Source organism: Pseudomonas sp. R9.37 (assembly GCF_963878885.1).
GTDB lineage: Bacteria > Pseudomonadota > Gammaproteobacteria > Pseudomonadales > Pseudomonadaceae > Aquipseudomonas.
Genome location: NZ_CAWNZA010000032.1, coordinates 58,265 through 82,242, shown reverse-complemented (window position 1 = coordinate 82,242; position 23,978 = coordinate 58,265). Strand labels below are relative to the sequence as shown.

Annotated in this window: 24 protein-coding genes and 2 pseudogenes; 17 read left to right on the top strand and 9 right to left on the bottom strand. The window is 62.4% G+C overall.

The window, feature by feature from the left end; all coding sequences use genetic code 11:
- Positions 1-15 precede the first annotated feature (15 nt).
- From phnD to phnP, 12 genes are all read left to right on the top strand, one after another.
- Positions 16-1,017, top strand: coding sequence for a phosphonate ABC transporter substrate-binding protein (phnD, locus tag AACU78_RS16095; RefSeq protein ID WP_106576784.1), 1,002 nt, complete (start codon positions 16-18; stop codon positions 1,015-1,017).
- A gap of 148 nt (positions 1,018-1,165) precedes the next feature.
- Positions 1,166-1,948 (top strand): phosphonate ABC transporter, permease protein PhnE, encoded by a 783-nt coding sequence (gene phnE / locus AACU78_RS16090; RefSeq protein ID WP_017136208.1) that lies wholly within the window; start codon positions 1,166-1,168, stop codon positions 1,946-1,948.
- A 36-nt stretch (positions 1,949-1,984) separates the two neighbouring features.
- Complete coding sequence (phnF, locus tag AACU78_RS16085; protein ID WP_164487918.1) at positions 1,985-2,689, top strand: phosphonate metabolism transcriptional regulator PhnF; 705 nt, start codon at positions 1,985-1,987, stop codon at positions 2,687-2,689.
- A gap of 11 nt (positions 2,690-2,700) precedes the next feature.
- Positions 2,701-3,138 (top strand): phosphonate C-P lyase system protein PhnG, encoded by a 438-nt coding sequence (phnG, locus tag AACU78_RS16080; RefSeq protein WP_106576782.1) that lies wholly within the window; start codon positions 2,701-2,703, stop codon positions 3,136-3,138.
- A complete protein-coding gene (phnH, locus tag AACU78_RS16075) occupies positions 3,138-3,728 on the top strand; it encodes a phosphonate C-P lyase system protein PhnH (RefSeq protein WP_106576781.1) in 591 nt (196 codons plus the stop codon). The genes phnG and phnH overlap by 1 nt, the downstream gene beginning before the upstream one ends.
- Entirely contained in the window at positions 3,728-4,804 is a 1,077-nt protein-coding gene (locus AACU78_RS16070; protein WP_106576780.1) for a carbon-phosphorus lyase complex subunit PhnI, read from the top strand. Before phnH ends, AACU78_RS16070 begins: the two co-directional genes overlap by 1 nt.
- On the top strand, positions 4,797-5,663 hold the full coding sequence (locus tag AACU78_RS16065) for an alpha-D-ribose 1-methylphosphonate 5-phosphate C-P-lyase PhnJ (RefSeq protein ID WP_106576779.1): 867 nt from the start codon (positions 4,797-4,799) through the stop codon (positions 5,661-5,663). The genes AACU78_RS16070 and AACU78_RS16065 overlap by 8 nt, the downstream gene beginning before the upstream one ends.
- Entirely contained in the window at positions 5,624-6,433 is an 810-nt protein-coding gene (gene phnK, locus AACU78_RS16060; protein WP_164487974.1) for a phosphonate C-P lyase system protein PhnK, read from the top strand. Before AACU78_RS16065 ends, phnK begins: the two co-directional genes overlap by 40 nt.
- Complete coding sequence (gene phnL / locus AACU78_RS16055; RefSeq protein WP_106576777.1) at positions 6,433-7,152, top strand: phosphonate C-P lyase system protein PhnL; 720 nt, start codon at positions 6,433-6,435, stop codon at positions 7,150-7,152. The genes phnK and phnL overlap by 1 nt, the downstream gene beginning before the upstream one ends.
- A complete protein-coding gene (locus AACU78_RS16050; RefSeq protein WP_106576776.1) occupies positions 7,142-8,287 on the top strand; it encodes an alpha-D-ribose 1-methylphosphonate 5-triphosphate diphosphatase in 1,146 nt (381 codons plus the stop codon). Before phnL ends, AACU78_RS16050 begins: the two co-directional genes overlap by 11 nt.
- Positions 8,287-8,859 (top strand): phosphonate metabolism protein/1,5-bisphosphokinase (PRPP-forming) PhnN, encoded by a 573-nt coding sequence (gene phnN, locus AACU78_RS16045; RefSeq protein ID WP_106576775.1) that lies wholly within the window; start codon positions 8,287-8,289, stop codon positions 8,857-8,859. The genes AACU78_RS16050 and phnN overlap by 1 nt, the downstream gene beginning before the upstream one ends.
- Positions 8,850-9,599, top strand: a complete 750-nt coding sequence (gene phnP / locus AACU78_RS16040; RefSeq protein WP_106576774.1) for a phosphonate metabolism protein PhnP — start codon at positions 8,850-8,852, stop codon at positions 9,597-9,599. Before phnN ends, phnP begins: the two co-directional genes overlap by 10 nt.
- Positions 9,600-9,712: 113 nt before the next feature.
- Here the strand turns inward: phnP and AACU78_RS16035 are convergent, their stop codons facing one another.
- Positions 9,713-10,408 carry an ArsR/SmtB family transcription factor gene (locus AACU78_RS16035; RefSeq protein ID WP_106576773.1) on the bottom strand — a complete coding sequence of 232 codons (696 nt, stop codon included), beginning with the start codon at positions 10,406-10,408 and terminating at the stop codon, positions 9,713-9,715.
- Between the two features lie 75 nt (positions 10,409-10,483).
- Between AACU78_RS16035 and AACU78_RS16030 the strand changes: the two genes are divergently transcribed.
- Positions 10,484-11,602 carry a cytochrome P450 gene (locus AACU78_RS16030; protein WP_106576772.1) on the top strand — a complete coding sequence of 373 codons (1,119 nt, stop codon included), beginning with the start codon at positions 10,484-10,486 and terminating at the stop codon, positions 11,600-11,602.
- A gap of 324 nt (positions 11,603-11,926) precedes the next feature.
- Entirely contained in the window at positions 11,927-13,966 is a 2,040-nt protein-coding gene (locus AACU78_RS16025) for a M10 family metallopeptidase C-terminal domain-containing protein (RefSeq protein WP_106576771.1), read from the top strand.
- On the opposite strand, the gene AACU78_RS16020 is transcribed toward AACU78_RS16025, so the two are convergent.
- Together AACU78_RS16020 and AACU78_RS16015 are read right to left on the bottom strand one after the other, a co-directional pair.
- The gene (locus tag AACU78_RS16020; RefSeq protein WP_106576770.1) at positions 13,923-14,837 is read right to left on the bottom strand and encodes a LysR family transcriptional regulator; all 915 of its coding nucleotides are present in this window, start codon (positions 14,835-14,837) and stop codon (positions 13,923-13,925) included. The genes AACU78_RS16025 and AACU78_RS16020 overlap by 44 nt on opposite strands.
- A gap of 14 nt (positions 14,838-14,851) precedes the next feature.
- Positions 14,852-15,508 carry a peroxiredoxin-like family protein gene (locus AACU78_RS16015; RefSeq protein ID WP_106576769.1) on the bottom strand — a complete coding sequence of 219 codons (657 nt, stop codon included), beginning with the start codon at positions 15,506-15,508 and terminating at the stop codon, positions 14,852-14,854.
- A 223-nt stretch (positions 15,509-15,731) separates the two neighbouring features.
- Between AACU78_RS16015 and AACU78_RS16010 the strand changes: the two are divergent.
- Together AACU78_RS16010 and AACU78_RS16005 are read left to right on the top strand one after the other, a co-directional pair.
- Positions 15,732-15,911: pseudogene (locus tag AACU78_RS16010) on the top strand (type II toxin-antitoxin system HicA family toxin); the annotation flags it as partial.
- A gap of 26 nt (positions 15,912-15,937) precedes the next feature.
- Positions 15,938-16,024, top strand: a pseudogene (locus AACU78_RS16005) (type II toxin-antitoxin system HicB family antitoxin); the annotation flags it as partial.
- A gap of 12 nt (positions 16,025-16,036) precedes the next feature.
- Here AACU78_RS16005 and AACU78_RS16000 read toward each other — a convergent pair.
- A complete protein-coding gene (locus AACU78_RS16000) occupies positions 16,037-17,233 on the bottom strand; it encodes an MFS transporter (RefSeq protein WP_106576768.1) in 1,197 nt (398 codons plus the stop codon).
- A gap of 178 nt (positions 17,234-17,411) precedes the next feature.
- Here AACU78_RS16000 and AACU78_RS15995 point away from each other — a divergent pair, with 178 nt between their 5' ends.
- Positions 17,412-18,026: a DUF5666 domain-containing protein gene (locus AACU78_RS15995; RefSeq protein WP_106576767.1), complete on the top strand. Its 615-nt coding sequence runs from the start codon at positions 17,412-17,414 to the stop codon at positions 18,024-18,026.
- 132 nt (positions 18,027-18,158) lie between these two features.
- Here AACU78_RS15995 and AACU78_RS15990 read toward each other — a convergent pair whose 3' ends face one another.
- The 5 genes from AACU78_RS15990 to AACU78_RS15970 all read right to left on the bottom strand — a co-directional run bounded on the left by AACU78_RS15990 (position 18,159) and on the right by AACU78_RS15970 (position 23,802).
- Complete coding sequence (locus AACU78_RS15990; RefSeq protein WP_106576766.1) at positions 18,159-19,163, bottom strand: sulfate ABC transporter substrate-binding protein; 1,005 nt, start codon at positions 19,161-19,163, stop codon at positions 18,159-18,161.
- Between the two features lie 105 nt (positions 19,164-19,268).
- Positions 19,269-20,093, bottom strand: coding sequence for an ion transporter (locus tag AACU78_RS15985; protein WP_106576765.1), 825 nt, complete (start codon positions 20,091-20,093; stop codon positions 19,269-19,271).
- Positions 20,094-20,124: 31 nt separating this feature from the next.
- A complete protein-coding gene (locus tag AACU78_RS15980; RefSeq protein ID WP_106576764.1) occupies positions 20,125-20,997 on the bottom strand; it encodes an urea transporter in 873 nt (290 codons plus the stop codon).
- A gap of 119 nt (positions 20,998-21,116) precedes the next feature.
- Complete coding sequence (gene pyk / locus AACU78_RS15975) at positions 21,117-22,532, bottom strand: pyruvate kinase (protein WP_106576763.1); 1,416 nt, start codon at positions 22,530-22,532, stop codon at positions 21,117-21,119.
- A complete protein-coding gene (locus tag AACU78_RS15970; protein WP_106576762.1) occupies positions 22,522-23,802 on the bottom strand; it encodes a glycerate kinase type-2 family protein in 1,281 nt (426 codons plus the stop codon). The genes pyk and AACU78_RS15970 overlap by 11 nt, the downstream gene beginning before the upstream one ends.
- Between the last annotated feature and the right edge of the window lie 176 nt (positions 23,803-23,978).

The following is a 23,978-nucleotide window of genomic DNA, read 5'->3' as shown; positions in this document are numbered from 1 at the left end:
ACAGGAATTCCTTCCATGTTGAACCGTATCGGCCACGTGTTTCTGTCTGCGGTGTTGCTGGCCGGCGTCGCACTGGGCAACGCCCAGGCCGCCGACAAAACCATCAACTTCGGCATCATGTCCACCGAGTCCTCGCAGAACCTCAAGAGCATCTGGCAGCCGTTTCTGGATGACATGCACAAGAAGACCGGCCTGACCATCAACGCCACGTTCGCCTCCGACTATGCCGGCCTGATCCAGGGCATGCGCTTCAACAAAGTCGACGTGGCGTGGCTCGGCAACAAGGCGGCGATGGAAGCGGTGGACCGCTCCAACGGCGAGATCTTCGCCCAGACCGCCGCCGCCAACGGTGCCGCCGGTTACTGGAGCGTGCTGATCGTGCGCAAGGACAGCCCGATCAACAACGTTGACGACATGCTCAAGAACGCCAAGAACCTGACCTTCGGCAACGGCGACCCGAACTCCACCTCGGGCTACCTGGTGCCGGGTTACTACGTGTTTGCCAAGAACAATGTGGATGCCGCCACCGCGTTCAAACGCACGCTCAACTCCAGCCATGAAGTCAACGCACTCAGCGTGGCCAAAGGGCAGTTGGACGTTGCCACCTTCAACACCGAAAGCTGGGACCGCCTTGAAGTCACCCAGCCGGACAAGGCCGCCATGCTCAAGGTGATCTGGAAATCGCCGCTGATCCCGGCTGACCCGATGGTGTGGAGCAAGGCGCTGAGCGACAGCGAGAAGACCAAGATCCGCGATTTCTTCGCCCACTACGGCGACACCGATGAAGAGAAGGCCGTGCTGAAGAACATGCAGCTGGGCAAGTTCCTGCCGTCGAGCGATGACCAGCTGTTGCCGATCCGCCAGCTGGAGCTGTTCAAGCAGCGCACCACCATCAGCGCTGACGACCACCTCGAAGCCGCTGACAAGGCCAAGAAGCTGGCGGACATCGACGCCGACCTGGCCAAGCTGCAGCAGCGCATCACCGAGCTGGACAAGAAGACTGCAGCCAACGGCTAACCCCTGTAGGAACCGGGCTCTATGTGGGAGCGGGCTTGCTCGCGAATACGGTGTGTCATTCAACGCATCCGGCGACTGATTCACCGCCTTCGCGAGCAAGCCCGCTCCCACTTCAAGCCCGGTTCCAACCCTACACCGAGAGTGACCCATGACAACTCTGCACGCTGAAGCTGTAGGCAAACGCACTTGGCCGCAATACCTCGGCTGGGGCCTGTTTCTGGTCCTGCTGGCCTGGGCCTGGCACGGCGCGGAGATGAACCCGCTGGCGCTGTACCGCGACTCTGGAAACATGGCGACTTTCGCCGCCGACTTCTTTCCGCCCGACTTCCACGAATGGCGCTCCTACCTCAAAGAGATGATCGTCACCGTGCAAATCGCCCTCTGGGGCACAGTGCTGGCGATTGTGTGCTCGGTGCCGCTGGGCATCCTGTGCGCTGACAACATCACCCCCTGGTGGGTGCACCAACCGCTGCGCCGAGTGATGGATGCGTTCCGCTCCATCAATGAAATGGTGTTCGCCATGTTGTTCGTGGTCGCCGTCGGCCTTGGTCCCTTCGCGGGCGTTCTGGCCCTGTGGATCAGCACCACCGGCGTGCTCGCCAAGCTGTTTGCCGAAGCCGTCGAAGCCATTGACCCAGGCCCGGTCGAAGGCGTGCGAGCCACCGGCGCGAGCGCCTTGCAGGAAGTGATTTACGGCGTGATCCCGCAAGTGATGCCGCTGTGGGTGAGCTACGCGCTGTATCGCTTCGAAGCCAATGTGCGTTCGGCCACGGTGGTCGGCATGGTCGGCGCCGGCGGCATCGGCGTGATCCTCTGGGAAAACATCCGCGCCTTCCAGTTCGTCCAGACCTGCGCGGTGCTGCTGGTGATCATCGTTGTCGTGAGCTGTATCGACGTGCTGTCCCAACGCCTGCGCAAGCAGTTCATCTGACGCCAGAGGGGTGCCCACGCGGCGCTTTTTTTAAGCATGCAGTTGTCTAGACAAGATGAGCCGGTGTACCGCGAACTCGCGGACATCCTGCGCCGTGAACTGAGCAGCTACCAGGCCGGCGACTTCCTGCCCGGCGAGGTGCACATGGCCGAGCGTTTTGGCGTCAACCGCCATACCTTGCGCCGTGCCATCGACGAACTGGTGTTCGAAGGCAGCCTGTTGCGCCGCCAGGGCAAGGGCACTCAGGTGCTGGACCGCCCGCTGATTTACCCGATGGGCGCCGAGACGTCCTACAGCCAATCGCTGTCGGCTCAGGGCATGGGCGTGCAGGCGGTGCTGCTCAAGCGCCGCTACTGCTACGCCAGCCGAGACGAAGCGCTGCAGTTGGGCATCGCCGAAATGGCGCCGATGATCGAACTGCAAACCCTGCGCAAGCTCGACCACCAGCCTGTCAGCCTGATCCGCCATCGCTACTGCGCCAGCCGCGCGCCGCTGCTGGCCGATTACACCGGCGGCTCGTTGCGCCAGTACTTGCGCGAGCGGGACTTGCCACTGACCCGCACCCAAAGCCTGATCGGCGCGCGTTTGCCCAACCGTGACGAAGCCGCGCTGCTGATGATGCCCCGGCACTTGCCGGCCCTCACCGTATTCACCCTTTCCCGCGATCGCGACGGCCGCCCGGTGGAGCTGGCGCAGTCCACCAGCCGTTCGGATCGCTTCCAGTACCAAGTGGTGACCTGATGGAGACCCCGATGAACCTGTCCCCGCGTCAGCATTGGATGGGTGTGCTTGCCCGCGCCCAGCTCAATGAATTGCAACCTCACGAAGCGGCTTTGAAGGACGCCGAGTACCAGCTGATTCGCGCCCCTGAAATCGGCATGACGTTAGTGCGTGGCCGCATGGGCGGGGATGGCGCCGCCTTCAACGTCGGTGAAATGAGCGTGACCCGTTGCGTGGTGCGCCTGGCTGACGGCCGCACCGGCTACAGCTATTTGGCCGGGCGCGACAAAGCCCACGCCGAGTTGGCCGCCCTGGCCGACGCGCACCTGCAAGGCACGCAACCGAGCCTGTGGCTCAGCGATTTGATCACCGCGCTGGCCGCTGCCCAAGCCAAACGCCGCGCGCAAAAAGAAGCCGACACTGCCGCCACCAAGGTTGAGTTCTTCACCTTGGTGCGAGGAGAAAACTGATGAATGCGCACCTGTTGCAACCGGCGTTTGTCGACCCGGTACTCGATGCCCAGCGCGGTTTTCGCGCGGCGCTCAAAGCCCTGGCCGAACCGGGCCTGATCCAGCACTTGCCTTCAGCGCCGCGCCTGGATGGCCTGGCACCCGCCACCTACGCACTGTGCCTGGCGCTGCTGGATGGGGACACGCCAGTGTGGCTGGCGCCGACCTTCGACACGCCGCTGATCCGCGCCAACCTGGCCTTTCACTGCGGCTGCCCACTGACGGATAAGCGCGAAGAAGCGGCCTTTGCGTTGCTCGGCGAACAAGACCTGCTCGACCTCAGCGGCTTCGACCACGGTAACGACCGTTACCCCGACCAGTCCTGCACCTTGCTGGTTCAGCTTACCGATCTGGAGTCCGGTCGCGGCCTGCACTGGCATGGCCCCGGCATCAAGACGCAACGCCGGGTGAACCTGCCGGTGCCGCAGGATTTCTGGCTGGAACGCCAACGCCGCGAAGCCTTCCCGCGTGGCCTGGACGTGGTGTTCAGCGCAGGTCATCACCTGATTGGCCTGCCACGCAGCAGCCGCATTGCACAGGAGCACGCCTGATGTACGTAGCCGTCAAAGGTGGCGAGCAAGCCATCGACAATGCCCACCGCCTGCTGGCGAAAAAACGCCGGGGCGATACCGCCATTCCCGAACTCAGCGTTGCACAAATCCGCGAACAACTGCCGTTGGCCGTGGCGCGGGTGATGACCGAAGGCTCGCTGTTCGACGAAGAACTTGCCGCGCTGGCGATCAAGCAAGCGGCGGGCGACCTGGTGGAAGCAATCTTCTTGCTGCGCGCCTACCGCACCACGCTGCCGCGCTTCAGCCCGAGCCTGCCGATTGATACGGCGCACATGGTATTGAGTCGACGCCTGTCGGCCACCTTCAAAGACGTGCCCGGCGGCCAGCTGCTCGGCCCGACCTTCGATTACACCCACCGGCTGCTGGATTTTTCGCTGCTGGCCGAAGGTGCATACCCAGGCCCGCAAACCACGGCGGATGCGCGCATCGAAGCCTGCCCACGGGTGCTCGGTTTGCTCGCCAAAGAAGGCCTGATCCAGAACGAAGCTGACGACAACGCCAGCGTCGCCGACATCACCCGCGACCCGCTGGAATACCCGGCCAGCCGCGCCGAGCGCCTGCAAGCCCTGGCCCGTGGCGATGAGGGGTTTCTGTTGGCGCTGGGTTACTCGACCCAACGCGGCTATGGACGCAATCACCCGTTTGCCGGCGAGATTCGCATTGGCGACGTAGAGGTGTGGATCGACCCCGAAGAACTGGGCTTCCCGGTGTGCCTGGGCAGCATCGAAGTGACCGAGTGCGAGATGGTCAACCAGTTCGTTGGTTCGGCCACGCAGCTGGCGCAGTTCACGCGTGGCTATGGCCTGGCGTTCGGGCATGCCGAGCGCAAGGCGATGGGCATGGCGCTGGTGGACCGCTCGCTGCGCGCCGAGGAATACAACGAAGAGGTGGTGTCGCCGGCTCAGCGCGAAGAGTTCGTGCTGGCCCATTGCGACAATGTCGAGGCCGCGGGCTTTGTTTCGCACCTCAAATTGCCTCACTACGTGGACTTCCAGTCCGAGCTGGAACTGATCCGCAAACTGCGCCAACCGGCAGAGGGCACGCGCCATGAATGACCTGACTCAAACACCTGCGCGTGACCCGGCGTACAACTTTGCCTACCTCGACGAGCAGACCAAACGCATGATCCGCCGCGCCTTGCTCAAGGCCGTGGCCATCCCCGGTTACCAAGTGCCGTTCGGGGGCCGCGAGATGCCGTTGCCGTACGGCTGGGGCACCGGCGGCATGCAATTGACCGCCGCGATCCTCGGCGCCGATGACGTGCTCAAGGTCATCGACCAGGGCGCCGACGACACCACCAACGCCGTGTCGATCCGGCGCTTCTTTGCGCGCACGGCCGGTGTCGCCACCACCCAAGCCACGCCGGAGGCGACCGTGATCCAGACCCGCCACCGCATCCCGGAAACGCCGCTGCAGGCCGACCAAATCATGGTCTACCAAGTGCCCATCCCGGAGCCGCTGCGCTTTATCGAACCGTCGGAAACCGAGACGCGCACCATGCACGCGCTCAACGATTACGGGGTGATGCACGTAAAACTCTACGAAGACATCGCCACTTTCGGCCACATCGCCACCAGCTACGCCTACCCGGTAATGGTCGATGAGCGCTACGTGATGGACCCATCGCCGATCCCCAAATTCGACAACCCCAAGCTCGACATGAGCCCGGCACTGATGCTGTTTGGCGCCGGGCGTGAAAAGCGCCTCTACGCAGTGCCGCCGTACACCCAAGTCACCAGCCTCGACTTTGAAGACCACCCGTTCGAGGTGCAGAAGTGGGCACACAACTGCGCGATCTGCGGCAGCCACGAGTCGTTTCTCGATGAGCTGATTCTCGACGACGCCGGTACCCAGAGTTTTGTGTGTTCCGACACCTGGTATTGCGCCCAGCGCGTGAAGGAGAACAACCAGTGAGCCAGCCGTTATTGCACGTGCGCGACCTGTCTTTGCTTTACGGCCCGGAAAAGGGCTGCCAGGGCGTGAGCTTTGATCTGTACCCCGGTGAGGTACTGGGAATTGTCGGCGAGTCCGGCTCAGGCAAATCCACCTTGCTCTCGCTGCTGAGCGGGCGTTTGCCACCGCAAGCCGGGAGCATTGGCTACCGCAGCAAGGACGGTGAATGGCTCGACCTCTACAGCGCCAGCGAAGCCGAGCGCCGCACCTTGCTGCGCACCGAGTGGGGCTTTGTCGAGCAGAACCCCCGTGACGGCCTGCGCATGGGTGTGTCGGCCGGCGCCAATATTGGCGAGCGTCTGATGGCCCAGGGCGTGCGCAACTATGCGCAACTGCGCGGCGCCGGTCTGGATTGGCTGGGCCAGGTGGAAATCGACCCGCAGCGCATCGATGACCTGCCACGCACCTTCTCGGGCGGCATGCAGCAGCGCCTGCAAATCGCCCGCAACCTCGTCTCCAGCCCACGGCTTGTGTTCATGGACGAACCCACCGGCGGTCTGGACGTGTCGGTGCAAGCGCGTTTGCTCGACCTGCTGCGCGGCCTGGTACGTGAGCTGGATTTGGCGGTGGTGATTGTCACTCATGACCTGGCCGTGGCCCGTCTGTTGGCCGACCGCCTGATGGTGATGCGCCGTTCGCGCGTGGTGGAAACGGGGCTCACCGACCAGATCCTCGACGATCCACAGCACCCTTACTCTCAACTGCTGGTGTCTTCGGTATTGCAGCCATGATGAATGCCTTGATCGAGGTTCGCGACCTCTCGAAAACCTTCACCTTGCACCAGCAGAACGGCGTGGTGCTCAACGTGCTGCGCGGCGTGGATTTCAGCGTGCAGGGCGGCGAATGCCTGGTGCTGCACGGCCAGTCCGGCGCGGGTAAAAGCACCTTGCTGCGCACGCTGTACGGCAACTATCTGCCGGCAGGTGGCAGCATTCGCGTAAGGCATGCCGGTGAGTGGCTGGAGCTGGTCGGCGCCGAGCCGCGCGACATTTTGCAGGTGCGCCAGCAAACCCTGGGTTACGTCAGCCAATTCCTGCGCGTCATTCCGCGCGTGGCCTGCCTGGACGTGGTGATGGAGCCCGCGCTCGCCCGTGGTTGGTCGAAGGCCAATGCGCAGTCCCGCGCCGAACACTTGCTGACGCGCCTGAATATTCCCCAACGCCTGTGGCAACTGGCGCCCGGCACCTTCTCCGGTGGCGAGCAGCAGCGCGTGAATATCGCCCGTGGCTTCATGGTCGAGTGGCCGGTGATGCTGCTGGACGAGCCCACCGCGTCTCTTGACGACAACAATCGCCAGGTGGTGCTGGAACTGATGAACGAAGCCAAGGCTGGCGGCGCCGCACTGATCGGCATCTTCCACGACCGCGCCGCCCGTGAAGCGGTCGCCGACCGCCATTTCGACATGACCCCCACGCCCGTTGCCGCAGAGGAATATGAACATGCCCGCTGAACAGATCCTCAGTAATGCCCAGGTCGTTACGGCTGAGCGTGTGTTCCTCGGTTCGGTGGTGCTGCGCGACGGCCAGATCGTCGACATTGCCGAAGGCCGCAGCCAGTTGCCCCAGGCCCAGGACCTGGGCGGTGATTGCCTGCTGCCGGGGCTGGTGGAGTTGCACACCGACAACCTGGAAAAACACATGACCCCGCGCCCCGGCGTGGACTGGCCGTCGACCTCGGCGGTGCTCAGCCATGACGCGCAGATCATCGCGGCGGGCATCACCACGGTGTTCGACGCGGTGTCCATCGGCGATGTGAACCCCAAGGGCAACCGCATGAAGAAACTGCCGGCGATGCTCGACGCCATCGCCTCGGCAGAAGGCGCCGGGCTGACCCGCGCCGAGCACCACTTGCACCTGCGCTGCGAGCTGTGCCACCCGGACACCCTGAGCGTGTTCCGCGACCTGGTGGAAAACCCGCTGGTGCGTCTGGTGTCGGTGATGGACCATTCGCCGGGCCAGCGCCAGTTCGTGCTTGAATCCAAGTACCGTGAGTACTACATGGGCAAGTACCACCTCAACGACGAAACCATGGACGCGTTTATCGTGTTGCAAATGGCCAACTCCCGCGAGTACAGCGACCGCTATCGCGCGGCCATCGTCGAACATTGCCTGGGGCGTGGGTTGTCGGTGGCCAGCCACGATGACGCGACGTTGGCGCATGTTGAAGAGTCGGCGCGCTACGGCATGACCATCGCCGAATTCCCCACTACGCTTGAAGCAGCCCAGGGCTGCCGGGCGCTGAACATGAAAGTGTTGATGGGCGCGCCGAACGTGGTGCGCGGCGGGTCACACTCGGGTAATGTGGCCGCCGCCGGCCTGGCTGCGCAGGGATTGCTGGATATACTTTCCAGCGACTACTACCCGGCCAGCCTGTTGCAGGCCGCGTTCGTGCTGGCCGATGAGCAGGACGGCGGCGACCTGGCGCGCGCGGTCAAGATGATCAGCCTGGCACCGGCGCACGCGGCGGGCCTGACCGATCGCGGTGAAATTGCGGTGGGCCTGCGCGCTGACCTGGTCCAGGCCAAACGCCGCGAAGGGCTGCCCGTGGTGCAACAAGTGTGGCGACAAGCGAAGAGGGTGTTTTGATGGCAGGCAGGTTGATCTATCTCATCGGGCCATCGGGTTCGGGCAAGGACAGCCTGCTGGATGCCGCCCGCCCGCGCTTGGCCGAACGCGGCTGCCGCATTGTGCGCCGCGTGATTACCCGTTCGGCCGAGGCGGTGGGCGAGGCGGCCCAGGGTGTGAGCCCGGAGCAGTTCGCCGCGATGCAGGCCGAGGGCGCGTTTGCCCTCAGCTGGCACGCCAATGGGTTGTCGTACGGCATCCCGCGTGTGATCGACGACTGGCTGGCGGCGGGGGAAGACGTGCTGGTCAATGGGTCCCGCGCGCACCTGGCACAAACCCGCGAACGCTATCCCTCGGTGCTGGTGCTGTTGCTGACGGTCGATCAAACCGTGTTGCGCCAGCGCTTGATCGCGCGGGGGCGTGAGTCGTTGGCCGATATCGAGGAGCGCCTGGCACGCAATGCACGGTTCACCGCAGACCTGATCGCCGGCAATGGTGCAGGGCTGTTGGTGCTGGATAACTCCGGCCCGCTGGTGCATACCGTCGAGCGCTTGCTGTGCTGCCTGGATCACGGGCACTCGGCATGCGCCTGACCTTGCTTGGCACCGGTGACGCGCGGCAAGTTCCGGTGTACGGCTGCGAATGCGCTGCCTGCGCCCTGGCGCGCAGCGATGAAGGGTTACGCCGCCGACCGTGCAGCGCGTTGATCGAATGTGGCGACCAGCGCTGGTTGATCGACAGCGGTTTGCCGGACCTGACCGAACGCTTCCCGCCGCGCAGTTTCAACGGGATTTTCCAGACCCACTACCACGCTGACCATGCGCAAGGTTTGCTGCATTTGCGCTGGGGCCAGGGGCTGGTGATTCCGGTGCACGGGCCGGCGGACCCGCAAGGGTTGTCCGACCTTTACAAGCACCCGGGGATTCTGGATTTCAGCCAGCCGTTTGGCGCATTCGAAACCCGCGAATTTGGCGAGTTGCGCGTGACGGCGCTGCCGTTGCACCACTCCAAACCCACCTTCGGTTATCTGCTGGAAGGCGAAGGTCGGCGCATCGCCTACCTCACCGACACGGTCGGCCTGCCGCCTGCCACCCTGGCCTGGCTGCAACGCGCGCCACTGGAGGTGTTGGTGCTCGATTGCTCCATGCCGCCGCAGCCCCAAGCACCGCGCAATCACAATGACGTGACGCTGGCATTGCGCAGCATTGAGCAAACAGGTGCGCAATTGGGCGTACTGACGCACGTGGGGCATACGCTGGACGCGTGGTTGCTGGAACATCGGCGCGAGTTGCCCAGGCATGTGACAGTGGCGTGGGATGGCCGGGTGCTTTGAACACGGCATGACGTCTGTGGGAGCGGGCTTGCTCGCGAATGCGGTGTGTCAGTTGAGGGATTCTTCACTGACCCTGCGCTTTCGCGAACAAGCCCGCTCCCACATTGTGATTTTTATTGTCTGCAGATATCCATTCCAAATCGGCTTGCCAGCGCCTTGCGTCCCTTGGCCGTCAACCCCAACGCGCGACTGTCCAGGTCCTGGGTCACCCATCCGCGGCGGATAACACTTTGCAGCAATGCCGCGCCCAAAGCACCGGCCAGGTGCGGGCGGCGCATGCTCCAGTCCAGGCACGAACAGGCGAAACGTCGGCGCTGCGTGCGCAGTGCGGGCACATCGATGCCCAGCTCGGTCATGGTTTGTTCACCTGCCGCGCTTAGCTGGTAAGCGCCGTCGCCCATCAACCAGCCGCTGGCGATGAAATGGTCGTGCAGGTGCACGGCCAGGGTACCGGCCATGTGGTCGTAGCAGGTGCGCGCAAACTGCAAACGCGTGGGCGTGGTCGAGACGAAACCCCTGCTGGTGTGGCGGCTGATCACCATCAGGCCCTCGATGGCCTGCGCCACGTGCGGCCCAGCCAGGCTGTAATAGCGATGACGTCCCTGGGTGTGCAGCGTAAGCAGGCCATCGTTCTTGAGCCTGGCCAAATGGGCACTGGCGGTCGAGGCGCTGACCTGGGCAATTGCCGCCATCTCGGTGCTGGTTCGTGCGTGGCCATCCATCAGCGAACAGAGCATTTTCGTTCGTGCGGGCTCCGCAATCGCACCCGCCACGTGTGAAAGCGCCGTGTCCTCGTCCTGAGCGTGCATATTTCGTTCCTGAGCGAATCGTTGCCGTGTGAGAGGCCAGATAGTAACGCTTCTTTTGCAAACAGGACGTGCCCGATGACACCGCTGCAAGCCGCGACCCATGCCGACCCTTACGCCTATTACGCGGCCCTCAGGCGCAACGATGAGCTGTCGTTCGATGCTGGAATGGGACTGTGGATCGCCAGTAGCGCCAGGACTGTCGAGGCCGTGCTGACGCACCCTGACTGCCTGGTACGCCCGTCACACGAGCCGGTGCCTGCGGCGATCGCGAACGGTGCGGCGGGTCAGGTGTTCGCCAGGTTGATGCGCATGAACGAGGGCGCGGCCCACCAGTGCCCCAGGGCGGTGGTCGAACCTGCACTGGCCAGGTTGGACGCGGTGCATATCGCCAGGGTGGTGACGCAAGTCAGCAGGCGCCTGCACAGCCTCGATGAGTGGATGTTTACGTTGCCGGTCGCTGTGGTGGGTTCGCTGTTGGGTGTGCCTGGCGAGCGGTTGCACAGAGTCGCCGCGCTGACCCGGGATTTTGTCGCGTGTCTTTCGCCGCTGAGCAGCCAGGCTCATTTGCGCGCCGCCGATGCTGGCGCTGTACACCTGGGGCAGCTGTTCGGTGCAGTGCTCGAGCAGACCGGGTTGCTTGAGCAGCTTCTCCACGGCGAGTGGGGTGACCCGAATGCATTGACGCCTAACCTGATAGGCTTGCTCTCCCAGACGTGTGAAGCGAGTGCCGGCCTGATTGGCAATACGCTGGTCACACTCGCCCGGCGGCCTGACCTGCTGGCGCACATCCAGCGCATGCCGGCTTTGGTGCCAGCGCTGGTGGAGGAGGTGGCCCGCTATGACTCGCCGGTGCAGAACACGCGGCGATTTGCGGTCGGGCCCTGCTCGATTGGCAATCGCTTTCTAGAGAAGGGCGATACCGTTCTCGTGTTGCTGGCCGCTGCGAACCGGGACCCCGATGCAAACCCTGACCCGGACAGCATTCTGCTTGAGCGACCCGGCCGGCGCTTGTTCAGCTTTGGCGTTGGCAAACACCACTGCCCTGGCCAAGCGCTCGCGTTGAACATCGCATCGCAAGCGCTGCGCGAATTATTGCGCCAGCCGAGCGTCTGGGCCGATGCTCGCCAATGCGGTTACTGGCCGTCGCTGAATGGGCGCATCCCACGGTTTGAATGTGCAGGCCTATATCCGTAACGTGAGCCGCTTCCAGGCGATCAAGTGTGTAGGGTTTTGTTTCCATGCCGAGCTTGACGCGTGAGGGTTTTCTAAACTTTATATGTTTTACAGTGTTTTAAAGTCCCTGTTTTCGGGCGAGGGTTTGAGTGTGTAGTGCGCGTATATGATTATTCTTGTGTGTGGATGTGAAGTGTATGTATCCAGTTGTTATATGTTTGGGCGTGAAACATAGTCAGGGCTGGTGCGCGGTTTTTTGATGTGGGAGGTTAGTTTGGCGGTTAAGTAGGTTGCCGCGTCCTGCGCCCTGTTTCGGGTCGGCTTAATGTTTTCAAAGGATGTTATATGCGCGTTGCCTCTTCATTTGTTGCCCATCATCTACATCAGTCTAAATTGCCTGAATCCAGTGCACCGGCTTTCACACACCCTGCCCACGTCTCCATGGCGCCAGCCCAGAAGCCCGCTTTTGGCACGCAGGAGGCCGCCAACCAGATCCTGCGGGGAGGCTATCGCCATTACGATCGCGATGGCGACGGTAAAATCGAGTTGTCTTTTACCCTTGACGAAAAGTTCTCTGCCCAACAAAAAGTGTCCATTCGCCAGGTACTTCAAATGTGGCAAGACGTGACCACGATTATATTCAAAGAAAATTCAACCTGCGCCGACGGCTCAATAACCATTGCAGCCGATCCTCGTACCAGTGGTGGCGTGTCACAGTTACCCAATCAGTATTACGGTGACATGAAAACCACCATTGGAACGCAGGGCGCTCGCGAAGTCCCCGCGCACGGCGATTACTTTTTATTTACCGCAGTTCATGAGTTGGGGCACGCCCTGGGCCTTGGTCACCCTGGCGAATATGGCAAGCGAGTGCACACCTATGCACAGACCGCATACGAGCAAGACACCAAGGCCTGCAGCGTAATGAGTTATTGGGATGAAACCAATCAACCGGGCCATGACTTCCAACGGCGCCATCCGTGCGTGCCGATGAAAGATGACATTGGCGCGATACAAAAACTCTACGGTGCCAATGTCAATACGCGACCTACCGACACGACCTACGGGTTCAACTCCAACACGGGCCGTGATCACTTGAGCCTTGAGTCCGCGAACGATGCGCCGATCTTTTGCATTTGGGATGGGGGCGGCAATGACACGCTGGACGTTTCCGGGTTTTCCCAGGATCAGGTCATCAACCTGCACGCTGAGTCGTTTTCCAGTGTGGGCGGCTTGAGGGGCAATGTATCCATCGCCAAAGGCGTTACGCTGGAAAACGCTGTCGGCGGTTCGGGCAACGACCAAATCAACGGCAACGAGGTGGGCAACAGGCTCCGCGGTGGCGCGGGCGCGGACAGGTTGCGCGGCGGTGGCGGCGCGGATGTTTTTGTGTACGACAGGGCGAGCGATTCTACGCTTGGCCAGCCAGACGAGATTCTGGATTTCACCAGTGGCACCGACAGGATCGATCTTTCCGGCCTGTTGAAAAATACCTCCATCAGGCATTTTTACGTGGTTGAGCAGTTCACGGGACGAGCCGGCGAGATCGTCCTCAGCCATGACCAGAGCAGTGGCGCTGGTAGCTTGAGCCTTGACCTTACCGGCCAGGGCAAAGCCGATTTGTTTCTCAAAAGTGTGGGGAGGATTCGCGCCCGTGACATTGTCACGGGCACCGGGTCCGGGCTTGGGCTGACGGGCCTCAAACGCCAACGCAGCTCCACGCCGGGGCTTCCATCGGGCCTCAAGGCGCACGATACCGTCTATGGCTTCAACGCCAACAGCGGTGACCGCTCAAGCAGCCTGCATGCCGGCAGCGGCGCGCCGCGTTTCCTGGTACAGGACGCGGGTGGCAATGACACCCTGGATTTTTCCGGTTTCGAGCATCACCAAACCATCGATTTGCGCCATAACTCCGCCTCCAGTGTGGGCGGTCTGCGCAACAACGTCGCCATCGCCAGGGACGTTGTCGTGGAGAATGCGATTGGCGGCTCCGGCCAGGACACGCTCATCGGCAACGCGGTGGACAACGTCCTCACTGGCGGTGCTGGCGGCGATGTGCTCTGGGGTGTGGGCGGTAGAAACACGTTCAAATATGACCAGGCCAGTGACTCGACCGGTCACGATGCCGATGTGCTCATGGATTTCGCCAGTGGCGAGGACACTGTCGATCTGAGGGCACTGGCCAAACAGTACGCAACCCCCTTGCGCCTGGTGCAAGACTACACGGGGCGCGTTGGCGACACCGTGATCAACTACCACCCACAGAGCGGCCGCTACGCTGTGGGCATCGACCTGCTGGGCCACCGCCAGTCTGACTTCCTGATCAAGAGCGCGCGTTTGATCAAGCCCCAGGATGTGCTTGGCCTGACTGCGCATCGGCGCTGATCAGGGTTTGCACGTACTCCACAAACGCGCGTGCCTTGGCACTCGCCATCCTGCCAGTGGGGAACACTGCCCATAAATCAATCGGCGGCAGTTGCCAGTCAGTCAGAACGGGCTTGACCTCACCACTGGCCAGTTCCGGGGCAAACATCCAGGTCGATGCCATGGTCAGGCCCAAATGGTTCAGCACCGCGGCGCGCACGCCCTCTGCGGCGGTGACGCGGATGCGGCCGCGGGCGACGACCGGGTAGTGACTGTCGCCCTGGCTGAACGTCCAGTTTGAGCCGCCGCCCAGGCTGTAGATGATTGCCTGGTGTTGCAGCAAATCCGCCGGGGTGGTCGGCTCGCCACAGCGTTCGAAGTAGGCCGGGGTGGCGAGGATTTGCCGCGGGGATTGGCCGATCTTGCGGGCGGTAAGGCCCGAGTCGCTCAAGTTGCCCATGCGCAGGGCGACGTCGATGCCTTCTTCCACCAGGTTGAGGCTGTGGTCGTTGAGCACCACTTCGACGTTCACGGCGGGGTATTGCGCCAGGAACGGGCCCAGGTGAGGAATGAGGTGCAACCGGGCGAAGGTGGTTGCGGCGCTGATGCGCAAGTTGCCCGACAGCCCGGCGCCTGCACCGCGTGCGGCGTCGTCGGCCTCGTTGGCTTCGTCGATGGCGCGCCTGGCTTTTTCGAAAAACGCCAGGCCTGCCTCGGTCGGTGTCAGGCCGCGCGTGGAGCGCAGCACCAACCGCACCGCCAGGCGCGCCTCCAATTGCGCGATGCTTTTGGAGACAGCAGGCTGGCCTATCCCCAAGCGTTTGGCGGCAGCTGAGAACGAGCCGGTTTCGACCACGTTCACGAAGGTTTCCATGGCGGTGAGGCGGTCCATCGGGTGTCCTTGGGTTATTGGGTAAGGGCGTCGAGCATCGCCGACGGTTCTGGGCGTTGAGTGTAATCCGGGTTGACCTCGGCGTAACGAATCACGCTGTCCTGGCCGATCACGTAGCGCGCTGGCATCGGCAGGGTCCAGGCCGGGTCGTCATTGATCAGCGGCAAGTTGTTGCCCAGGGCCTTGTAGAGTTCGATCAGGTAGTCCGGCAGTTGAAAGCGCAGGCCGAATGCATCGGCAACGTCGTTGTGGGTATCGCTGAGGATCGGGAAACCCAGCTCGGTGATGCGTTCGGATTTACGGCTGTTGGCGGCAGTCTGCGGCGACAGGGCCAGCAGGCTCGCGCCGTGGTCTTTCAACGTCGGCAAAAAGGTTTGCAGCGCTTGCAGCTCCATATTGCAATACGGGCACCACACGCCGCGGTAGAACGTCAGCACCAAGGGGCCGTTGGCCAACAGATCGGCTGAGGACACCCACGTACCGTTGGCATCCTTGAGACTGAACAACGGCGCCTTGTCACCCACCTTCAACGCACGCTGTGCGGCGCCGGACGCAATCAGCTCGGCTGTGGCGCGTTCCATGATCGGATGGATATGCGCCGGCGCGTTGTAGGGAGGCTTGCCGGCTTTGAAGTCAGCACGGAAGGCATCAAGTGTGGCTTGAAGTGTCATTGCGATATTCCCTCAGGAGATAAGCCGAGTTGGCGGGAGGGATAATGGGCGTGGCGGGGCGGGCGAAGAAGCAGGGTGAGGCGCATAGCAATTATGCCCTGCGGGAATAAACACCGCTTATTTCCACTCTTTAGGCATACAGCCGTCACTCTTGTTAAAGCAATCTGCGCTTGAGTAAATAACTCTAGGGTTACGTTTATCAAGCCGGGCCAAGGAGGCTGAGGTGCAAAGCGGGTTATTGATCAAGGAGCTGCAAGACGCGGGTTGGGTGCTGGATCGGCTCACCGGCAGCCATCCTATTTTTACTCACCGTTATAACCCGTACACGATCCTGGTGCCGCATCCCAGGAAGGACGTGCCCCTGGGCACCGTCAAAAGCATCAGGAACGCGCCGGGCTGTTTCAGTGTTGAGCAGAGCATTCATGCAACCAACGAATCGACCGCTATGTGCGCGAGCACAAGGTTAAAAGCCGCTCGTCATTTCTGGCGGATGCGGCCCTGGAGAAGTTGGTGCGCGCCTGGTTGCGGTCAGGCTGTGGCAACGGCCACCGTGCGCGATGCACTCAGGAACCGCAACAACGCCACCAGTGGGAACGCACTGCCCACCAGCATCACGCCCAGCCAGCCGCCGTGTTCATACACACTGCTGGCAATCGCCGAGCCGAAGGCGCCGCCGATGAAGATGCTGGTCATGTACAGCGCGTTCAAGCGGCTGCGGCTGTTGGCGTCGAGGGCGTAGATGGCGCGTTGGCCGAGGACCATGTTCATCTGCACGCAGAAGTCCAGCACCACACCGGTGACGGCCAGGCCGATCACGCTGTACAGCGGATGCACGAAGGCCGGCAAAAAGCTCAAGGCGGCAAACAGCATCGCCAGCAGCGAAGCGCGGTGCGTGTGACCGGCGTCGGCCAGGCGGCCAGCGATAGGCGCGGCGATGGCGCCCAAGGCACCGACCAGGGCGAACAGCGCGATCTCGCTTTGGCTCAAGCCGTGGTTGCGCGACAGTTCCAGCGGGGCGGCAGTCCAGAACAGGCTGAACGTGGCGAACATGCAACCCTGGTAGAACGCGCGCTGGCGCAGGACCGGTTGCTGGCGCAGCAGCGTGCCAAGGGAGCGCAGCAGCTGGCCGTAGCTGGCGCTGTGGTCGGGCTGGCGCTTGGGGATGGTCATCAGCAGGACCACGCTGATGAAGGCCATCAATGCCGCGGCGGCCATGAACATCGCGCGCCAGCCGAAGTGGTCGGCCACCACGCTGGACACCGGCCGTGCCAGCAGAATGCCGAGCAACAGGCCGCCCATGATGCTGCCAACCACGCGGCCCCGGGATTCGGCGGGCGCCAGGTGCGCCGCCAGCGGGATCAGGATTTGCACCGAGACAGAACTGAAGCCGATCAGCAACGACACAAGCAGGAACAAATTCGGCTGCTCGGTAAAGGCAGCACCCAGTAGGCTGGCGATGGCCAACACGGTGGTGGCGATCATCAGCTTGCGGTTTTCCAGCAAGTCACCCAGCGGCACCAGGAAAAACAGGCCCAAGGCGTAGCCGATTTGTGTCAGGGACACGATCAGGCTGGCCATCGCCGGCGTCAGGCCAATGTCGGGTGCAATCAGTTCGATGATCGGTTGGGCGTAGTAGATGTTGGCAACAATGGCGCCGCAACAGAACGCAAACAGCATCACCATGCCTCGGGTCATGGTGCTTGAAGCGTGTGGGGTAGCGTTCATGGTGTTCTCGTTAAAGCGAAGGAAGAGGGCGTGCGAGAGTAAAGACAATCGCACGGCCGGAGTAGGGCGCTGGGGGTGATAACACTCATGCCGCAAATTAATGACTGAATCGTTAACTTTTGAGTCGAACGGCAATGATACATTCAGTCACAACTGCCGAAACAGGAAATCCACTTTCATGAAAATTTCGCTGAACAAGATGATCCTGGCTTCAACCCTGGCCGCCGCCATGGCCATTGGCTTGGCCAATGCCGCCGAGGCTCCGCGGGTCGGTGTGCGCGGCGCCATTACGGCGATCGATGGCGACGCAATGCACGTCAAGGTCAACAGCGGTGCAGACGTCACCGTGCACCTGACCAAGGACACCCAGGTCCGCGCCGTCACCCTGGCCAAGATTGATGAAATCAAGCCCGGCAGCTACATCGGGTCGGCCGCCATGCCGAATGCCGATGGCACCCTGACTGCCCTGGAAGTTCACGTGTTTCCACCGGCCATGGCCGGCACGGGCGATGGGCACCGTGCGTTTGACTTGAAAGAAGGCAGCAGCATGACCAACGGCACCGTCGGCGATCTGGTGGTCAGCAACGGGCGCACCTTGACCGTGAAGTACAAAGGCGGCGAGCAGAAGATTGTGGTGCCGGATGATGTGCCGATCGTCAACCTGGAGCCAGGGGATCGCAGTTTGTTGAAGCCCGGTGTGAAGGTGGTGATGTTTGCATCGCAGGCGGCGGATGGGACGGTTACCGCTCAGGCGATTTCGGCCGGTAAGGACGGCGTGACACCGCCGATGTAACGGCCAAAACACAGAGCCAAATGTGGGAGCGGGCTTGCTCGCGAAAGCGCAGTGTCAGTCATCGAATCAATCGACTGAACCACCGCCTTCGCGAGCAAGCCCGCTCCCACATTGTTTACCGCATTTATTCAGTTACTGACCGCTGTAGATCTGATCAAAAATCCCACCATCATTGAAGTGGGTTTTCTGCACGGTGCGCCAGTCACCAAAGGTCTTCTCCACCGACAGGAAGTCGACTTTCGGGAAGCGGTCGGTGTACTTGGCCAACACCTTCGGGTCGCGGGGACGCAGGTAGTTGTTGGCTGCGATTTCCTGACCTTCAGGCGACCACAGGTACTTCAAGTAATCTTCGGCCGCCACGCGGGTACCTTTTTTCTCAACCACTTTGTCGACCACCGACACCGGTGGCTCCGCTTCGGCGGAAACGCTTGGGTAGATCACTTCGAACTGATCACGGCCGAACTCACGCGCGATCATTTCTGCCTCGTTTTCAAAGGTCACCAGCACGTCGCCGATCTGGTTGGTCATGAACGTGGTGGTGGCTGCACGGCCGCCGGTGTCCAGCACTGGCGCGTGTTTGAACAGTTCGCCAACGAACTTCTTCGCCTTGTCTTCATCGCCGCCGTTCTTGAGCACATAACCCCAGGCCGACAGGTAGGTGTAGCGGCCATTACCCGAGGTTTTCGGGTTGGGCACGATCACTTGCACGCCATCTTTGAGCAGGTCCGGCCAGTCCTTGAGGGCCTTGGGGTTGCCCTTGCGCACGATAAACACCGTGGCGGAGGTAAACGGCGCGCTGTTGTTCGGCAGGCGGGTGACCCAGTTGTCCGGCACCAGCTTGCCGTTGTCCGCCAGGGCATTGATGTCGGTGGCCATGTTCATGGTGATCACGTCAGCCGGCAGGCCGTCGATCACCGAGCGCGCCTGTTTGCTGGAGCCGCCGAAGGACATCTGCAAGGTCAGCTTGTCGTTCGGGTGCTCGGCTTCCCAGTGCTTCTGGAAGGCGGCGTTATAGTCTTTGTAGAAGTCGCGCATCACGTCATAGGAGACGTTGAGCAGTGTGACGGGGGCAGCCTGCACGGCGCCCGCCAGGGCTAGGCCGGCGGCCAGTAAAGAGGCGCTAACGAGTTTTTTCACTGCTCATTCCTTGTTGTTCGAGAAGGTTGTCGATTGAGTGGGGGCATTTTGCCACCGACTATAGCCGCGCCCGTATAGACGTTTAAAGATTAAAACGAACTTTGCTTATTCCACTTTACGAAACAGATTGCTGCCACAGCGCGAGCAAAACGCTGCGTTGGGCTCGTGGTTGTCTTTCTGGCACACCGGGCAATCGTGCTGCAGCTGTTCGCCGCGCATGGCACTGGCCAATTCAGCGGTAAAGATCCCCGTGGGCACGGCGATGATCGAATAACCCGTGATCATCACCAGCGACGAGATGACCTGACCCAGCGGAGTCTTCGGCACGATGTCGCCAAAGCCCACGGTGGTCAGCGTCACGATCGCCCAGTAGATGCCTTTGGGAATACTGGTAAACCCGTGTTCCGGGCCTTCGATCACGTACATCAGCGTGCCGAATACGGTCACCAGGGTGCACACGCTCAGCAGAAACACCACGATCTTCTGCTTGCTGCCACGCAGCGCCGCCATCAGATAGTTGGCTTGCTTGAGGTACGGGCTGAGCTTGAGCACGCGGAAAATCCGCAGCATCCGGATGATGCGGATGATCAGCAGGTACTGCGCGTCGCTGTAATACAGCGCGAGGATGCCGGGCACGATGGCGAGTAAATCCACCAGCCCATAAAAACTGAACGCATAGCGCAACGGCTTGGGCGAGCAATACAGCCGCAGGCCGTATTCGATGGCGAAGATGACGGTAAAGCCCCACTCGATATAGGCCAGCACGTCGGCGTAGTTATCGTGGACGGTCTGGATACTGTCGAGGATCACGATCACCAGGCTGGCGAGGATGATCAGCAACAGGGTGCTGTCGAAGCGCCGGCCGGCCACGGTGTCGCTTTGGAACACCATTACATAGAGGCGCTGACGCCAGTCGTTGTTGCTGTCCATAAAACCCGCCCAAATCGAATATCGGGCAAGCCTAGGGGGATTCGAACGGGCTGTCCACGCGGGCTTTGAACATCCGCTGGCTGGCGTGTACCAGCCAGCAGGCCAGGACAAATGGCGCCGTCAATGCGGGCAGGTGCAGGGCGGTGAAACCGGGCGTGAGGATGACCGCCAGAAGGATGCCGAGCAGTGGCTGCCAGGGGCGGCGGCATGACTGGCTTAACGCCAGCGCGGCCAGCGCCGGGTTATAGCTGTGCAGACCGAGGAGGGCGCTGGCCGGTTCGTCCAGCCACAGGGCGATCAACACGCCGGTAGCGGCGCCCGTGAGTGCCCATAGCGCGGCGCGGCGGTTGGCCAGCAACAGGCCAAGCGCAATCAGCGCGCCAGCCATCGGCCGGTCCAGCAGCATGATTTGCGCAAGCCCGGTGAACGGCGCGGTGAGCACGTCCAGGGTGTCGGGTTCGGTGAGCGTGAATGTGCTGTCAGGCACTGTGCCCACCAGCAACCAGCCGAGGCCCACAAAGGGCGCGGTGTAGGCGGGCAAGTCATGCGGCGCAGTGGCGTGTTTCAACCATTGCCGCGTGAGCATCGCACTCAGGCCGCCGCACGCCAGGATCAGCGGCGGCAATAAGGCCGACCAGGCGAAGTGCTGGCTGATCAGCAAGCCCAGCAGCACGCCGTTGTAGCTGTAAAGGCCAGCTTGGCGTTCGGCCTTGGGATAACCCCGGCGCTGGGCCGTGAGCAAACCGGCGACACCACCCAATAATGCGCCGCCGAATAAGGCCGGGGCGCCGATCAGGATGGCCAGCAGGCACAGCAAGCCACACAGTGGCTGGCGTTGCAGGAAGATCTGGCTGAAACCGTTGAGCAGGGCTTCGGCCCAGTCGGGGCAGGTTGGGTTGTGCATGGTGGTTAGTCAGTGAGACAGAGTCGTCCCCAATCGCAGGCAAGCCAGCTCCCACATTTGAACGCATTGCAGATCAAAATGTGGGAGCGGGCTTGCCCGCGATGAGGCACTTACAGACGCTAAATCAACGTCTCGATGCGCAACGAGTTGGTCGACCCCGGCTGCCCGAACGGCACCCCCGCCGTAATCACCAACGTATCCCCGCGCTGCGCCATGCCTTGCGCCTGAGCAATCTCCAGCGCCGTGGAACACACCTCATCCACCTGGCGCAGTCGATCGTTGACCACCGAATGCACGCCCCACGCCACGCTCAAGCGCCGCGCCGTGGACAGGTTCGGCGTGAGGTTGAGGATAGGCGCCACCGGCCGCTCCCGCGCCGCGCGCAGGCTGGAGCTGCCGGACTCGCTGTAGTTGACCAGCACCGCCACCGGCAGAATGCTGCTGATACGCCGAATCGCGCAGCTGATCGCGTCTGACACCGTGGCGTCCGCCTTCGGCCGGCTGACGTCCAGCTGCGTCTGGTAGTCCGGGCCGTTTTCCACTTGGCGGATGATCTTGCTCATCATCTGCACGGCTTCCAGCGGGTATTCACCCGAAGCGGTTTCCGCCGACAGCATCACCGCGTCTGCGCCTTCGGCCACCGCGTTGGCCACATCCGTCACTTCGGCGCGGGTTGGTGCAGGCGAAAAACGCATGGATTCGAGCATTTGCGTGGCCACCACCACCGGTTTGCCCAGCTGGCGGCAGGTGCTGATGATGTCTTTCTGGATTTGCGGCACGCTTTCGGCGGGCACTTCCACGCCCAGGTCGCCTCTGGCCACCATGATTGCGTCACTCAGCTCAGCGATTTCCTGCAAGCGTAGGACGGCGGACGGCTTTTCGATCTTGGCCATCAAAAACGCCTTGTCGCCGATCAACTCGCGGGCCTCGCGGATATCTTCCGGGCGCTGCACGAATGACAGCGCCACCCAATCCACGCCCAGCTCCAGGCCGAAGCTCAGGTCGCGGCGGTCCTTGGCGGTCAGCGGGCTGAGTTCCAGCAGCGCTTGCGGCACGTTCACGCCTTTGCGGTCGGACAGTTCACCGCCATTGAGCACGGTGGTGTCGATGGCCTCGGCATGTTTGGTGATCACCCGCAGGCGCAGCTTGCCGTCATCGAGCAGCAGGTCCATGCCCGGCTCCAGCGCCGCGATGATTTCCGGGTGGGGCAGGTTGACCCGGCATTGATCGCCCGGCGTTGGGTCCAGGTCCAGACGCAACGCCTGGCCGCGCACCAGTTGCACCTTGCCCTCGGCAAACGTGCCGACGCGCAGCTTCGGCCCTTGCAGGTCCATCAGGATGCCCAGCGGGTAATTGAGCTGGCGCTCCACCTGGCGAATCCACTGGTAGCGTTGGGCATGATCGGCGTGGTCGCCATGGCTGAAGTTGAGGCGAAAGATATTCACCCCGGCCTCCACCAGCTCGCGGATGTCATCGATGCCGTCGGTGGCCGGGCCCAGGGTGGCGAGGATTTTGACCTTCTTGTCAGGCGTCATGTTTGGCAGTCTCAAGAATCAGGATGGCGCGGAAGTCATTGACGTTGGTGCGGGTCGGCTCGGTGATGATCAAGCCGTCGAGGGCGGCGAAATAGCCGTAGCCATTGTTGTTGTCCAGCTCGTCGCTGGCCGACAGGCCCAAGGCTTCGGCGCGGGCGTAGCTGGTGGGGGTCATGATCGCGCCGGCGTTGTCTTCCGAACCGTCGATGCCGTCGGTGTCGCCGGCCAGGGCGTAGACGCCGGGCAGGCCCTTGAGGCTGTCGGTGAGGCTGAGCAGGAACTCGGCATTGCGCCCACCACGGCCATCGCCGCGCACGGTGACGGTGGTTTCACCGCCGGAGAGGATCACGCACGGTGCCGCCAGCGGCTGGCCATGCTGCACGATCTGCCGGGCAATGCCGGCGTGCACCTTGGCCACGTCCCGCGCTTCGCCTTCGAGGTCGCCGAGGATCAGCGGGCTGAACCCGGCCTGACGCACTTTCACCGCCACGGCTTCCAGCGACTGCTGTGGGCGGGCGATCAGTTGGAAGTGGCTGCGCGCGAGCACCGGGTCGCCGGGCTTGACGGTTTCCGACGCGGGGTCTTGCAACCAGCTGCGCACCGAAGCGGGCGCGTCGATGCTGTAACGCTTGAGGATTGCCAGGGCTTGCTGCGAGGTGCTTGGGTCGCCGACGGTGGGGCCGGAGGCGATGACGGTGGCCTGATCGCCCGGCACGTCGGAGATCGCGTAGGTGTAGACCGTTGCCGGCCAAGCCGCCTTGGCCAGGCGCCCGCCCTTGATCGCCGAGAGGTGCTTGCGCACGCAATTCATCTCGCTAATGGTCGCGCCGGATTTGAGCAGGGCTTTGTTGATGGTCTGCTTGTCGGCCAGGGTAATGCCTTCGGCGGGCAGCGCCAGCAAGGCCGAACCGCCACCGGAGAGCAGGAAGATCACGCGGTCGTCTTCGGTGAGGTTGCCGATCAGTGCCAGCACGCGCTTGGCCACCGCCAGGCCGGCGGCATCGGGCACCGGATGTGCGGCTTCGACCACTTCGATTTTTTTGCACGGTGCGCCGTGGCCGTAGCGGGTGACCACCAGGCCCGAGACGTCGCCTTGCCAGCACTCCTCGACCACGAGAGCCATGGCCGCCGCGGCTTTGCCAGCGCCGATCACGATCACACGGCCGCTGCGGTCGGCGGGCAGATAAGGTTCAAGCACTTGCCGGGGGTGGGCGGCGTCGATGGCTGTGGCAAACAGCTCGCGAAGCAGGTGTTGCGGATCGACCGACATAAGCGGGCTCCCGGAAATTTTTGTTATTAGAGGTGCATCAATGTCGAATGTGGAATGCGATCAAATGTGGGAGCGGGCTTGCCCGCGAATGCGGTCTTTCATTCAACATCCGTGCTGACTGACCTGGCGCATTCGCGAGCAAGCCCGCTCCCACATTCGACCGCATTTCAACGGGA